Origin of the sequence: Turicibacter sp. H121, from assembly GCF_001543345.1 — a bacterium.
Taxonomy (GTDB): domain Bacteria; phylum Bacillota_I; class Bacilli_A; order MOL361; family Turicibacteraceae; genus Turicibacter; species Turicibacter bilis.
The window spans coordinates 1851590-1866462 of record NZ_CP013476.1 but is presented as its reverse complement, the minus strand read 5'-3'; the positions used below and the strand labels follow the sequence as shown (position 1 = coordinate 1866462).

At 34.0% G+C, this 14873-nt stretch carries 16 protein-coding genes; 5 read left to right on the top strand and 11 right to left on the bottom strand.

Annotated elements, in window-relative coordinates; translation table 11 throughout:
- Positions 1-54 precede the first annotated feature (54 nt).
- Complete coding sequence (locus AT726_RS08990; protein WP_068759424.1) at positions 55-1191, top strand: AraC family transcriptional regulator; 1137 nt, start codon at positions 55-57, stop codon at positions 1189-1191.
- On the opposite strand, the gene AT726_RS08985 is transcribed toward AT726_RS08990, so the two are convergent.
- The 4 genes from AT726_RS08985 to AT726_RS08975 all read right to left on the bottom strand — a co-directional run bounded on the left by AT726_RS08985 (position 1180) and on the right by AT726_RS08975 (position 3609).
- Positions 1180-1854, bottom strand: a complete 675-nt coding sequence (locus AT726_RS08985; protein ID WP_068759423.1) for a restriction endonuclease — start codon at positions 1852-1854, stop codon at positions 1180-1182. The two genes, AT726_RS08990 and AT726_RS08985, sit on opposite strands and share 12 nt — an antisense overlap.
- A gap of 222 nt (positions 1855-2076) precedes the next feature.
- Positions 2077-2205: a hypothetical protein gene (locus tag AT726_RS13435; RefSeq protein WP_256637881.1), complete on the bottom strand. Its 129-nt coding sequence runs from the start codon at positions 2203-2205 to the stop codon at positions 2077-2079.
- Positions 2198-2515, bottom strand: a complete 318-nt coding sequence (locus AT726_RS08980; RefSeq protein ID WP_068759422.1) for a heavy metal-binding domain-containing protein — start codon at positions 2513-2515, stop codon at positions 2198-2200. The genes AT726_RS13435 and AT726_RS08980 overlap by 8 nt, the downstream gene beginning before the upstream one ends.
- A 5-nt stretch (positions 2516-2520) precedes the next feature.
- Positions 2521-3609 (bottom strand): helix-turn-helix domain-containing protein, encoded by a 1089-nt coding sequence (locus tag AT726_RS08975; RefSeq protein WP_055304943.1) that lies wholly within the window; start codon positions 3607-3609, stop codon positions 2521-2523.
- A 247-nt stretch (positions 3610-3856) separates the two neighbouring features.
- Between AT726_RS08975 and AT726_RS08970 the strand changes: the two genes are divergently transcribed.
- The gene (locus AT726_RS08970; protein ID WP_068759421.1) at positions 3857-4774 is read left to right on the top strand and encodes a LysR family transcriptional regulator; all 918 of its coding nucleotides are present in this window, start codon (positions 3857-3859) and stop codon (positions 4772-4774) included.
- 96 nt (positions 4775-4870) lie between these two features.
- Entirely contained in the window at positions 4871-6001 is a 1131-nt protein-coding gene (locus AT726_RS08965; RefSeq protein ID WP_055276924.1) for a 5-methyltetrahydropteroyltriglutamate--homocysteine S-methyltransferase, read from the top strand.
- Positions 6002-6202: 201 nt separating this feature from the next.
- Here AT726_RS08965 and AT726_RS08960 read toward each other — a convergent pair whose 3' ends face one another.
- The 4 genes from AT726_RS08960 to AT726_RS08945 form a co-directional block, all read right to left on the bottom strand.
- Positions 6203-6853 (bottom strand): ABC transporter ATP-binding protein, encoded by a 651-nt coding sequence (locus AT726_RS08960; protein ID WP_068759420.1) that lies wholly within the window; start codon positions 6851-6853, stop codon positions 6203-6205.
- A 12-nt stretch (positions 6854-6865) separates the two neighbouring features.
- Positions 6866-8458 carry an ABC transporter permease gene (locus AT726_RS08955; protein WP_070099777.1) on the bottom strand — a complete coding sequence of 531 codons (1593 nt, stop codon included), beginning with the start codon at positions 8456-8458 and terminating at the stop codon, positions 6866-6868.
- Between the two features lie 127 nt (positions 8459-8585).
- On the bottom strand, positions 8586-9362 hold the full coding sequence (locus tag AT726_RS08950; protein ID WP_055276922.1) for a CPBP family intramembrane glutamic endopeptidase: 777 nt from the start codon (positions 9360-9362) through the stop codon (positions 8586-8588).
- An 82-nt stretch (positions 9363-9444) separates the two neighbouring features.
- A complete protein-coding gene (locus AT726_RS08945; RefSeq protein ID WP_068759419.1) occupies positions 9445-10161 on the bottom strand; it encodes an HAD family hydrolase in 717 nt (238 codons plus the stop codon).
- A gap of 206 nt (positions 10162-10367) precedes the next feature.
- Here AT726_RS08945 and AT726_RS08940 point away from each other — a divergent pair, with 206 nt between their 5' ends.
- The gene (locus tag AT726_RS08940) at positions 10368-10595 is read left to right on the top strand and encodes a hypothetical protein (protein ID WP_055304949.1); all 228 of its coding nucleotides are present in this window, start codon (positions 10368-10370) and stop codon (positions 10593-10595) included.
- Positions 10596-10891: 296 nt separating this feature from the next.
- Here the strand turns inward: AT726_RS08940 and AT726_RS08935 are convergent, their stop codons facing one another.
- The 3 genes from AT726_RS08935 to AT726_RS08925 are packed head-to-tail and all read right to left on the bottom strand — an operon-like array spanning position 10892 to position 12870.
- Positions 10892-11266 (bottom strand): hypothetical protein, encoded by a 375-nt coding sequence (locus AT726_RS08935; RefSeq protein WP_055244276.1) that lies wholly within the window; start codon positions 11264-11266, stop codon positions 10892-10894.
- Positions 11267-11300: 34 nt separating this feature from the next.
- Complete coding sequence (locus AT726_RS08930) at positions 11301-11816, bottom strand: hypothetical protein (protein WP_068759418.1); 516 nt, start codon at positions 11814-11816, stop codon at positions 11301-11303.
- A 16-nt stretch (positions 11817-11832) separates the two neighbouring features.
- Complete coding sequence (locus tag AT726_RS08925) at positions 11833-12870, bottom strand: ParA family protein (protein ID WP_068759417.1); 1038 nt, start codon at positions 12868-12870, stop codon at positions 11833-11835.
- 319 nt (positions 12871-13189) lie between these two features.
- Here AT726_RS08925 and AT726_RS08920 point away from each other — a divergent pair, with 319 nt between their 5' ends.
- Positions 13190-14815, top strand: coding sequence for a potassium/proton antiporter (locus tag AT726_RS08920; protein WP_068759416.1), 1626 nt, complete (start codon positions 13190-13192; stop codon positions 14813-14815).
- Positions 14816-14873 lie beyond the last annotated feature (58 nt).

Sequence of the window (14873 nt, the reverse complement as noted above, 5' to 3'; positions counted from 1 at the left end):
TTTTTAGTATTATAATGACTTTTTTATAATTATTTTGACATCAGGAGATTAAATATGACTCATTTTGACACAGAATTAAACCAAATCGCTTACATTAAAAATCTCATTGAACAAACCTCTAATTTACCAATTTCCATTCTAAATTGTAAACAAGAAAATCTTTTTTCAGATTTTATCATCGATGATTATGTTCTTAATCAGCTTGATTTAACTAAAACATATACGACTCCACAAATTAAACTTTATTCATTAGATGAAATTTACATGTTTATAAGCTATATAAAGGAAAGTGAACTAATTGGAACATTCATCGTTGGGCCTATTAGCTATAAAAAGATATCACTCAATCAATTGATTCATCAAGCGATGCTCATTCATAATTTAATTTATCATGAACCGCTAACTTTTGAAGAAGTTCTTAAAGAAAACTTTTATGATGAACAGCTAATTGAGCAAATGGAAAATAAACTTCAAAGTGACTTTACTCATATTCGAATCGATGACCAAATTCATGAACCTTTCGTCCCGCTACATTACGAACGCGAACTACTTTCTTATGTAAAGCATGGAAATACAGCGGAGTTAATAAAAATTATTGATAAACTTACACCGACCGAAGCAGCAATTAATCATCTTAACGAAGACCCAATTCAAACCATGCAAACGATGGTAATCACCTTACTCATTCTTGCTTCTCGTGCTGCGATGACGGGAGGTTTACCTACTGCCTTAGCTTATAAAATTAATACTTATTACTTAGAAAAAATACAAAAAACAACGGATATTCATCAACTCAATCAATTAAAAATGACCTGTTTAATTGACTTAACTTCGCGAATAAACCAAATTAATACGACTGAAACCTCTCGTCCAGTTTCAGATACTATCTTTTATATTACTAAAAATCTTTATAATAATATTTCATTAAACGATATTTGTGAGGCTTTACACTTCAGTCCAAGTTATCTTTCACGATTATTTAAAAAGGAAATGAATATGACGATCAGTGAGTTTATTATGCAGGAAAAAATAGAAGAAGCTAAACGCCTTCTGATTCTTTCAAACCATACAATCCTTGAAATTTCCAGTCTTCTTCACTTTACTGATCAAAGCTACTTTACGAAAACTTTTAAAAAAGTAACAGGAGTCACACCAAAGGTTTACCGAAATCGATACAAACTACTCTCTTAAGCTATATTTCTTTAACTGTTCTCGGCTTTCACGGGTTGCAAATAAAATTAGTTCACTCAATGTATTCCCATCAATACACGTAATATTACATTCTTTTACCCATTCTATGGCCTGTTGTGAGAAAGAAGAAGTGGTTATAAATATCCCTTCACTCACTTCATCACGAATCATCACTGAATGAAAGTTTTCAAGCATATGTTGTTCAATTAGATCATCTGATTTTTTTTGCTTACACACAATATACACACGATTCCCCTCAGATGTAATGGCACTAATTCTTTTGGACTTCGTGACCTTTACTTCCTGATAACCGAGTAACCGTAATAAATCAGCACAATAATATTCAAACTGAATGGGTGGAATTTGTTGCACATCATAATGAATTAAACGTAAACACCGCTCTCGTTGTGCCATCATTTGTTGATTCTGTTGCACCTGTTCTTCTAACGCTTTAATCTCCTGTTCACCTAAACTAATCGACCAAACAACCGACATCGCAAATAAAGGAAGAACGATTAAAAACCACCAAAAAGGCAATGCTGCAAACATATCAACAATTCCTCTAAAAAAGCCTTGAAAATTAAAATAAGTAATCCAACAAAAACACCCAATCATCATATAACCTAGCCATTGCTGAACTTTCCCCTCATTTAAATCCTTCATAAAGCCACGTCCTTTCTAGTAACTTTATTGTGGGAAAATAAAAAGACTTTATTCAATGATCGCTAAATAATAAAGACTAATTCCAACAATTATACTGGCCAATAACTCAATCCACTTTCGATTTAAACGCCACCAGTTTCGTCCCCTACCCTTTGATATAGTACATAAAATCAATCCTTGAATACGCCCAATATTAAAAAGCTGAGGGTTTAACTCAGCTTTTTAATATTCTCGATAATCTTTCTTCTGTTCTTCTCGTTTCTCTTTTTTACGTTCGATAACCTTAATACTAAAAAAGATAATAAAGAAAATGAGATTAATGACATACCACCCAATAATCAATTTAATCATTGATGACCACAGCTGTTCCGTAAGCGACCATTTCTGCTGCTCCACTCATCACTGATGATGACATTAATCGCATCCCAATAATCGCATTTGCTCCTTTTGCCTCAGCATCTTCAACCATTCGCCCAATCGCAATTTGACGCGCTTCTGTCAGCATATCGTTATAGCTATTTAATTCCCCACCTGCTAAGTTTTTAAAAGCCGCTGCAATATCATTCCCTAAATGTTTTGAACGAATCGTGCTTCCACGTACTAATCCCTTCACTTCTAAAATTTCTTTTCCTACGATATTTTCTGTTGTCACAATTAACATCTACTTCACTCTCCTAATCGATTTACTAAATGGATAAAGCGTTCATTTTCATGCAATACCGTGAAAACTGGATTTTGTAATAACGCATCTTTCATGCTTTTTTTGAGTAACACTTCATCACGTGGCACGATATTTCCAAGATCAAATGTTTCATACCAATCTTCAATCATATCAAAAAATGGCGTGCCTCTAAATTTAAGAGGATAAAAATCATAGGTACATAACTTTGAATAATCATCTAAGTAATCAAGTGCCTTTTCCACTTTTCCAAGTTGGACATACCCTTGTGCCACCACTAATAAAATGGGTATAACAACATAAGGATTTAACTTCCGCAATTCAAAAGTCTCTTCTAACTTCATAAATCTTGAAACCGTCTCTTCAAATTGATCCGCTCCACCTAATGACAATAACATCGGAAAAGCTTCGACAATCGAAATTAAACTTTTAAACAGAGAAATTTGTAAAGCCGCTTTAGCCTCGTCTAGTTGTCCAAGCATTTGATAGGCAGTTGCCTGTAACACTTCCCCTGATAGTTGAGGTTTTTGGCTTCCTTCTAATAACACTAAAGCTTCTTGTGGTTCATTTAACAGCAAGCAACAATACGCCTCAACCATTTGCGCCTGCTTCGCCAAATCAACATCCTCACTATTTAACTTCACCCGTTCAAATAACGATTTAGCTTGCTCATTTAATTTTTGTGTTTGATTAGCATCTAACATACTATGATTAATGATTAAAACGCCCATTTGAAATAATAAAGGAAAACACGAATAATACTTTCGAATGATATCCTGACATTCCTCAATGACGTCATTAAATGGTCGAGTCGTAAAATCATGACAAAGTCGTTGATACAAAGATTTAATCTCCTCCTTCATCATTTGAGGATCATAACCTATTAACTCATCAATACTGACATTAAAATATGAGGCTAAAATCGGTAAAAATGTAATATCGGGATAACTCTGACCGGTTTCCCATTTAGAGATTGCCGCTTTAGAAACACCTAAATATTTTGCTAATTCATCTTGCGTTATCTTCTTTTCTTTTCGCTTCGTTGTAATCATCTTAGCAATATTAATTTCTTTCATCGGATCACCTCATAAGTTTATTGTAAACCTATTACCTTATATTCTCAATAGAGTAAACGTAGACTTTCGTTGATAAAATCAACTATCAGTTAACAACGAAAACTTTGATATAAGCGGTCACTCAAATCACTTATGATATTGTATTATCTTTTCATCTATAAAATACTTCATCATTTGACAGTGAATTGGCGGCATAAATATTATATGGTAAAATGTAGTAATTAAAATTTAGATTGGGAGAAAAGATATGACTCTACAACAGCTAAAATATATTATTCAAGTGGTGCAATCCGGTTCAATTAGCTCCGCCGCACAAAAACTATATATTACACAACCTAGCCTTTCCAAAGCAATTGCCGATTTAGAAAAAGAAATGGGAATTACTATTTTCTATCGAAATAATCGGGGGGTGTATTTATCAGAAGATGGTATTAAATTTCTCTCTTACGCAAGGCAAGTCGTTGAACAGGCGGAATTGTTAGAACAACAATATAAGTTCAAAACACCTGTACGACGAGTATTTGCTATCTCTTCACAGCACTATGCCTTTGTCGTCAATGCTTTCGTTGCGTTAGTTAAAGAATATGGGGAAAATAAATATGAGTTTTCACTACGTGAATCGCGAACCTTTGATATTATCGAAGATGTGCGTACGAAAAGAAGTGAGCTAGGAATTATTTTTTTAAGCCATTTTAACCGTGAAGTGATTCAACGAATTTTACAAAACGATGAGATGCAATTTGTTCCTCTTTTCACAGCAAAACCACATGTATTTGTCAGTCGAAACAACCCTCTTGCAACGCGTAAAAAAGTGATGTTAGAAGACTTAAAAGAATTCCCACGACTTACGTATGAACAGGGAACCAATAACTCCTTCTATTTTTCTGAGGAGCTACACAGTACGATAGAAAGTCCTAAAAATATCATCGTCTCCGATCGAGCCACTTTATTTAATCTGTTAATCGGGTTAAATGGTTATACGATTTCTTCGGGTATTTTAAGTAGTGACTTAAATGGAACAGAAATTGTATCCATTCCACTTCAAAGCGATGAAATGATGGAGATTGGATATATCCATCCAACGGATCATCCATTAAGTGAAATGAGTGAACGATATTTAGAACATTTACGCCTTTACATTGTACATTATCAATCTTTGGTATAGTTTTTATCTATATGTCACCATTATTTATTAGTATTAACACATAACCAACCTTTTGTGATAAATTAATCTCATAACAAATCACAAGGGGGATAAAATATGGGGAATACATTAACACAAAGAAAACATGCACCATTTCGATATGATATTGTAGGGAGCTTTCTTCGTCCAGAAGCGTTAAAATCAGCGCGTGAAGCTTTTGCAAAAAATGAGATTAGTGCAGCACAACTTACAGAAGTTGAAGATGCTTGTATTCGTAACTTAGTGGAAAAACAACTTGAAGCGGGATTAAAATCAGTAACAGACGGAGAGTTCCGACGTAGCTATTGGCACCTTGATTTCATGTGGGGATTTGATGGAATTGAGCATAACGTAATGGATCAAGGATATATTTTCCACGGAGAAGAAACACGTCCAGACTCTGCAAGAGTTTGTGGTAAAATTAAATTTACACACCATCCATTCATCGATCACTTTAAATTTTTAAAAGAAGTGGTTGGTGACCGCGCACTTGTTAAACAAACCATTCCTGCACCTTCACAAATTTTTGCCGAATTAGTTCGAGCAGATAATGAAGAACACCTTAACCGTATTTATCCAAATCGCGAGGAACTTTACACTGATTTAACACAAGCTTACCATGACTTTATTCTTGCATTATATAATGAAGGCTGCCGTCATCTACAATTAGATGACTGTACATGGGGAATGCTTTGTGATAGTAATTTCGCAAAATATTTTGCAGATGCTGCAGGTGGTTTAGAACAATTACAACAGCTTTACGTAAAACTAAACAATGAGGCGATTGCCAATTTACCAGCTGACCTTGTAGTAACAACGCATGTCTGTCGAGGAAACTATCACTCAACATGGGCAAGTAGCGGAGGATACGGACCAGTATCTAAAACATTATTCGGAAAAGAAAACGTACATGGATATTACCTAGAATTTGATAATGATCGTTCTGGAGATTTCGGACCATTAAAAGAAGTATCAGAAGAAAAACTCGTTGTTCTTGGTCTGATTACCTCTAAATATCCAACACTTGAAGATAAATCAACAATTATTGCCCGAATCAAAGAAGCATCACAATACGTTCCATTAGAAAGATTATGCTTAAGTACTCAATGTGGATTTGCTTCAACGGAAGAAGGTAATATTTTAACTGAAGAAGAACAATGGAAAAAAATTAACTTAGTAAGAGAAATTGCAGAAGAAGTATGGGGATAACCCTTCCTAAATAAAAACTTTTTAAAGAGAAGTCATCTAACAAATTAGATATGACTTCTCTTTTTATGTTCTCAAAAAGCAAGAGCTTTTCACATATCAAACAACTTGACCCTCATTGATTTTTTATCAACCATTAATATATCTTTAACGGCAATTAAACTCAAAAAGAGACGTCCATTCAATGATAGACGTCTCTTTTTATTATTTTGCATTTTTTAATTTTGACAAGTCATAAATATGATCAGCTGCTTTAGCAACTGCTGGTGTATGGGTAACGATGATGACACATTTTCCTTGATTGGCTAAATCCCTTAGAATTTTAATAATTTCAGCCTCTGTTTCTCCATCTAAGTTTCCAGTTGGTTCATCTGCTAAAATGACTTCTGGTTGATAAGATAGGGCACGTGCAATGGCGACACGTTGTTGCTGTCCTCCTGATAGTTTTAAAATACGGCTATTTGCCTGCTCACTATCTAATCCCACACTTTCTAATAAATCATACACATATTGTTTCTTATCATTCACATTAAAGTTTGCAATATCCATTGATAAACTGACATTCTCAAAAGCTGTAAATTTTGTTAATAGATTGAAGCTTTGAAAAACAACACCAACATATTTACTACGAAAGTCATACTTATTCATTTTCTCCACATCTTGGCCTTTATAATAAACGTTTCCTGATGTGGGAGCGGCTAAACCTGAAAGCACTGATAATAGCGTTGTTTTCCCAGTTCCCGACTTTCCAACAATGGCATAAACTTTTCCTTTTTCAAACTGCAAGTTTAGATTTTTAAAAATTGGTTTTTTATCATAAGTAAAACTAATATTCTCAAGCTTTAAAACTGACATTCTTCTCACTCCTTAGTCACGATTTGATAAAATTCTTAACGGTTCATAACGTGTAATGAAAATAATCGAAACAACACTTGCAACTAACGTTAAGACAATACCGATTCCTAGTAACTGCATTAATACCGTGAAATCAGTGGCTGACGTAACGTTTGAAATATAATCAACAGCTGCCATCGCCTGCCCTTTACCACCAATGATTCCAGTCATCCCTCCCATCGCTCCTGATGTTGGACGACCAAATGAAGCCTCAGTTTGCATCATATTATTACTTTGAGCTTCAATTTGAGAAGCTAATAATGTATTTGTTACTGGAACGGATGACATCGCCCCAATTCCTGCTCCAATCACTAACGCTACTAATGTGACTACAAAACTTTCCACTAAAAATTGCATCGCAACTTTCCCTTTTTTCATTCCAATGGCAGTTAAAACTCCAATTTCATACTTACGTTCACGAACATTAAAAATATTTAAAACCACTAAAATGATTGCGCCAATTCCAAACACAACGGCTAAGAAATAACCCGCCATTTGACTTAAGTTTTCTAATGGTAATAAACTTTGTTCATAAGCTGCTAAATCAGTTGATGAAACGGTATAGGTTTCATCTAATCCTAAATCGCGTACTTCTGATTCAAACGTATAATATTCATCAACATTTGCAAAGACATATGTTCCTGAAACTTGAGATGGAATAGCCGTTGTTGTTTCCATACCCGTTGTTTCATCAGTTGAAACAACTGCCCCTTCTTCTGAAGCTTTAGCAATCGCCTGAACAGCGTTGTAACTCATATAAATACGATTCGCTGGATCACTAGCTGCTGAGAATCCTTGCATCACTTCACTACTTGAAGTGGTTGATTGACTGTTATTATAAATTCCAACAACGTTTAACGTATAAGTTTCCTCTTCATGATTTGGATTGACTACTGTAATCGTATCTCCTACAGCTAAATCATTATAAATAGCTAATTCATCTGAAATCACACAATCTAATAACTCTGTTCCTTCTTCAAACATTTTTCCATCTATTAACGTTGAAGTTCCTGCTACAAAGTCTGTCATCGCTTCATCTGAACTATATCCAATAATCGTGAAATCACCTTGTACACCCATTCCACCTTTTTGGAATCCGCCACCTTTTCCACTATCCATTCCTGGCATTTCCATACCAGCTTTCCCCATCATCGAATCTATCGATGATTCAGAACTTGAACTTGTCGTTGAGATAGCTTCAAATTCATCTGTTCCATTTAATGAAATCGTTGATGTATAATAGAACGATTTAACCGAATCCGCTTCGGCATAAATTTGCATCTCATCAATTGATAAACTTGAAACCTGAGTAAATGCTGATTTATCAAATCTACCTTCACCATTACCATTATTCATCATTTGCTGCATCATCGCTTGACGATCGACTGAAATTTGAGCAGTAACACTCATTGAATCTAACGTCTGTGTTCTTGCACTTTCCGCAGCTTGGCGAATAGATAGCCCGATACAACATGAAATTGAAATGACTAAAACAATAATTCCAATTAAAATATTTCTTCCCATGGAGCGTGAAACACTCTTCAATGCATTTTTCAATACATACATTCTTATTTCCTCCTTGTGTATTAACTTCTCATCTCTTCGTTATTACTATAAACTCCCAACCTTAAATCAAACTTAAATCACAAAAATCAAAATTCATAAAAAATTCCATCAAAAAAAGATGACCAAGTCATCTTTCCGTCTTTACTTTAATCCCGAATCCAAATCGAGCAATAAACCAAATTAAAATGAGTCCCACTAAAAACAATGAATAAATTCCTGTTAACTCTTCCGTATGCTCCAGTGAGACCAAAAAATCTTGTAATCCATGAGCAATCATTAATGGCACAATCGTCTGATACTTAAATAGAAAATAAAAATAAACAAGTGCCCCCACTCCAATAATCAACGTAATATTCAACCACTGATCATAATTATAATTACTATGTAAAAGCCCAAAGAAAAAACTCGTCACAATCACGGAAATGATACATGAACCAAGCTTATGTTTACTAACTTTAACCCCAAGCCAATACAGGATAAAAAACACACATAATTTAAAAATTTCCTCTCCAATTCCGACAAGTGAATATCGTGCTAACTGATTCAAGACATATGGCCCAGATAAATGAAAGGTATATTGATTCAATAATTGAGGGTCATTTGCTGATAAGAAATATCCTGTAAAACTTTCCGCTAAAATCCCACAGACATAAACAGCCCCTGTTATTCCAATTAAATTGATGATTCCGCCTCCCTTATTATAGAAAGGTCCAATTTCTTTGAATCCAACTGTCACTGAAAAAATTAAAAATATCCCTAAGTATATCATTAAAATCATTTCTGGTCTTGAAAAAACAGATAAAATTGGCGTCCTTAACATCGCCAGAAAAACTAAGACAAGCAACAAATAAACCATTGGATGTTTAATAATAGGGACAGCTACCATCTTCTCTTTAAGTTTCATCTCGTTCCTCCTCTCATCCTCTTTTCAATTATAGAAAGTAAATGAAAGAATAGAAGTCACTCGACAAAAAAAGCTATCTATATTAGATAGCTTCATTAGTTATAAAGTTTAACACTAATTTATAAAGCTCTGCTTCATCATGGATACAATAATCCGCTTGAATATTCCCTTCTGGATGCTCTGCATGGTGGCGGTTTAACCAAATAGCTTTCCAACCAGCTCCCTTGGCACCTATAATATCACTCTGAAACGTATCTCCAATAAATAATGTCTCCTCTGGATTAAGGTTCATTATTTTTTCTACATGCTGAAAGATTCCAATCTGCGGTTTAGCAACTCCAATATCTCCTGAGACGAAAATATATTCCTCTCGAATAAACTCCATTACCTTCAATGCCTTCACTTTATTCCATTGATGCTGTGAAGGTCCATTTGTAATAACCCCCATCATAATCTCATGTTTTTGACAGAGTTCAATGATTGTTCGCATCGTTTCAGAAATTTCTAATTTCTTTTGATTACCTGCATAAAGTCGTTGAAACTCTAATGCTTCATCATCTGTGACACTTATACCAAAACTCTCAAAGGCTTTTTGTACACGATAAATATACATGGCCTCCATCGACATTTCTCCACGCTGAGTAGCTTCAAACACTTCATCACTATAATAACGACTTCGTTTATATAACTCTTCAATTGAAAGTTCAAAACTCCCTTTAAATAATTCTTCATACGCCTTTTGAAAAGGAATCACCTGATCATATAACGTATCATCCACATCAAATAGAACTGCCTTCATCTCACCATACTCCTTTTTAACATCTGTTATTTCCAATCAATAGCTGATAATACATCCATCCAAAAAAATTCAATGGTAGGTAGCTAAGTTTTTTTCAATAATAGAGTAATAATTTAAATTCAATAAAATTATACGACTATCACTCACTTTCACCAACAATAAAGGCTATACTATCGTTATCAGAAAAGATGAAAGGGAGATATAACATGTACATAAAGTTACTCGTATTAAGCATTATTATGACAAGTCTACTATTTGCTTTTTTTAATAATATCTATTTAACTATCAAATCCATTCATTTAGATGAAAAACCTAGTTTCATTAAATCAATGACTTATCAATTCTTAAATGTTATCATTATCTTTACATTTCTATTAATGTTAGTTATTTTTTCACAATATGGCGATGAAATCATGAACACTTTACTTTATTAATCCTTGCAGAGGTTTGTTTCCCCCTGAGGCATTAACTTACTTAATAAAGAATTAGGAGTAGCTTCGGCTATTGATAAAATTTAATCCTTTACTTAAAAACTCTTGCTCTTTATTTCAAATGAATAATTGTCCTTTTTATCGCCGCCAGTTCTCTTATTTCATGGCCTTTTATGAGATAAGTCATGAGAAATTTTCTATAGAAAATCTTAATATCAGAGTATTTGAAGAACTAAACTTAAATCACACTCTTTGTTTGATGGATAAAATAATAAAAAAAGTCCCTAACGATAGGAACCTTAAAAACTATTTTTATATATTTCAAAGAAGCGGGATATTTCATAGCCTTGATCAATAATTTCTTCATCCTCATGGGTTAACTGCCAGCCATAATAACCATACCGTCGCCACGTTAACTTTGTGATAGGAAATAAATAGTACTCTTTTTGGATGGCTTTAAAGCCATCTTTATAATCAGTTACGATTTGTTTAAAAGCTGCATCTGGATTAACAAATACCGGCTTTCCATCTTGATTCATACCAATTTCGTAAGCTTCTCCACCACCAAAATCACTAGGTAACTGACTTGTATCATAAACGCCAATCGCCTTATTTTTAGGATTCATACATCCCACTAAACACAAACAAACTAAAATACTCCAAACCACCCTCACCTTACATCCCCCTAAACCTAATTAAAACTCTTCCCTACAATGCACTCTCATAAATCTCGTTCATTTTTTGGTTCTCGATAACCTTCCATAAAGTTTGTAGTAGATATTTTTTCTGTTCTGCTTTATTTTTTCCTCTTACTTCTATATCAACTAATGCATACCCTAAAAACTTCAATTGATTTGTTTTTAATGTTTTTAACTCAATACACTCAATAAAGTTATATGCTTCTTCTAACCCACAATTTAAAGCTTTAATAAATAATTGATTCTTATTTTTTTCTAAAAAATCTTTCAATTCATCTGTCATTAATTGGCTCGAGTGTGAAAACGCATAGTAATATTTTCCTAAAGTTTTGATATCAACATTCTGATTCTTTTTTTCCTTTGGCTCCTCCTTCATTCCCTCTAGTTTGTTAGAAAACTCTGTAATACTTAATTTCTCATAAGATTTTAATAACTGTATAAATTCCTCCACTTCTTCACAAGTTTCCCCTTTAATCTTTCTATAAATATCTTGATATACTTTTAAAGCATTAATAATTACTTTCAAATTAAATTCCTCCCCACTATAAAATATCAGTCACTTTACGAGCATTAGGAGATTTTTTAATCGACAATCGATTTAAAATTTCAAAGACGAGATTTCCATATGATTCATTGGTTGCATTTTTAAGCCGGGAATTGCTACTTGTAAAACAACACTCTCCTTTATCAATCCCTCGTGGCACATCTACTTGATTATAAATAATAGAATCGAATAATTTTCCGGGATTATCCTTACTTACCCTTCCCCTGGCTAAATCTGTATTCGCACCTGTCTTTTTTAAAGTTTCAAAAATTCCTAATAATTGTGGTTTCCCTTTTTTTAATAATGATAAATATGATGAATTTGGCGATAAATCAATTATTGTCTTATATTCATTTAACAAGTTATGAATAAAAGTATTTTGAATGATATTTTTGACATGCTCAACCCCTTGGCTTCCCATATCATCCATCACAGCAGGAATTAAATAATAGTCTGAAATAAGTAAAGCGTTTTGAGTAATGATATTATTCGATGGTGGGCAATCAAAAATAATAAAATCATATTGATTTTCTAAGTTATACTCTTTAATAAATTGAGCTAAAATTGTTGCCTGCTTTAATATCGCATGAGTATCATAACTATACTTACAACGAATATCTCCCTCAAGTTCATCTAATCCTCGAATATATCCTTTAGATAATGGCATATACATCGAAGATGGAATAAAATCAAACCCTTTTAATCTAGTTCTACTTCCAGTATAAAAATCTTTCTTAATAAGTTTATCTAAATTAATCCGATAATCAAAATCTAAAATATCCTGATTTAAATTGGTTCGAAAAACATGATTAATTGTTTCATTAACTGACAAGCCCTCTAAATTAATTGTTTTATTTTTTTTATGATTGTATGCTGTCAAACAAACCCGACTCAATGAACACTGTGGATCTAAATCGATGAGTAAGACAGAGTGTCCATTTAAAAAGTTTAGTCCCGCTGCGATATTAAAGGCACTGACCGTTTTTCCGACGCCGCCCTTATAATTAATAATTGATATAATCTTTGCTTTTCCCACGTCGCTATCCCTCCCTATTTTATTATCATTATATTAATCAGCTGGTTAAATCATGTTAGTGTATAAGTGATTAAAACAGGGAAGTTTATCATCAGGCATCTACTTGTCATGATTTATTAATATAAGCAAATTATCGATCATCTTTATTAAAAGGGACACCAAGAAACCTTTGATTAACAGGTAACAGAAGTTTAATGAATAATCAGACGAAATATAAACCTATTTTCTAAAGAGATGATACTAAGCTGTCATCTCTTTTATCATTCATATTTAATTCTACTCATCTCATAAAATGACATATAAGCAAAGGAGGTTTTGTATGGAGTTTTCCTTAATGGTCTGTGCCATTATTTTAATGGCTTGTATTTTACTTAGCAGGCTGACTCACCAACTGGGTCTTCCTTCTTTACTATTTTTCATTCTTCTTGGGATGATCTTTGGATCAGATGGCTTTTTTAAAGTGGCCTTCAATGATTATCATCTCACCGAACAATTATGTACCATCGCCTTAATCTTCATTATTTTCTATGGGGGGTTCGGAACCAATTGGAAAACAGCTAGACCGGTCATGAAACCCGCTTTAGTCTTATCTACACTAGGTGTCCTTTTAACAGCAGCTATAACAGGACTTTTTTGTTACTTCTTTCTTCATCTTGAACTCATTGAAAGTTTACTCATTGGGGCTATCATCAGTTCAACCGATGCAGCATCCGTCTTCTCAATCTTACGTTCGAAAAAATTAAACCTTAAAGATGGAACTGCCTCTATTTTAGAGCTTGAAAGCGGAAGTAATGACCCAATGGCTTACATGCTGACCCTTCTTCTCATCGATTTAATGAATCAAACTGCTAACCTAAGTGAAATCCCCCTTCTCTTACTGAATCAACTGGGATTCGGGACACTATTTGGTGTTTGCATTGGGATGATTACCGTTATTATCTTAAGAAGAGTTAACTTTATGATGGATGGCTTAGAAACAATCTTCGTCTTGGCCATTGCGCTTTTAACGTATGCTCTTCCAACAGCTATCGGTGGAAATGGATATTTAGCAACTTATCTAGCCGGAATCATTATTGGAAATGGAGCCATCCCAGATAAAGTAACTTTAGTAAACTTCTTTGATGGTCTCACCGGATTAGCTCAAATTCTAATCTTCTTCCTACTTGGACTTCTATCCTTCCCATCCCAAATGCCCACCATTTTACTACCTGCTATCCTTATCTTTTTATGGCTAACCTTTGTCGCTCGTCCATTAACAACCTTCTTATTAATGAAGCCCTTTAAAAGTACCGTTTCCCAAAAACTCCTCTTATCTTGGTCTGGTCTTCGTGGAGCCTCTTCCATCGTCTTTGCTATCTTAGTTGTTTTAAAAGGATCGGATACCACGTATGATATTTTCCATATTAGTTTTTGCATCTGTCTCATCTCAGTGACCTTACAAGGAACATTGCTTCCCGCTATCGCCCATAAACTCGCGATGATTGATGATAACGACAACGTCCTCAAAACGTTCACTGACTACCAGGAAGAAGAACACCTTCCCTTGCTCCAAATCTTTATCACCCCAACCCATAACTGGGCAAATCGTCTCATTAGTGAACTAAACCTCACCGACACCTTAATTTTAATGATTAAACGCAATGAACAGACAATTATCCCGAATGGACAAACGATGATTTTACCTGGTGATCAACTCGTTGTCAGTGGCACCAGTTTTCACGAACAAACTAATCTCACGCTTAATGAGATTAATATTGATAAAAATCATCCTTGGCTTAGTAAAGAAATCAAAGACCTTGATCTTCCACCTCAAACTTTAATTATCTTAATCAAACGTCAGGATGGAACAAGTATCACCCCAAAAGGTGATACACTTATCCAACAAGGAGATACCATTGTTCTAACCTGTGAAACCTTTAATCAATGCATTATTTCTTGTACCTAAAAAACCTCTCGAACGAGAGGTTTTTTTAATTGAATATTTCGAATATATTAAATTTCAT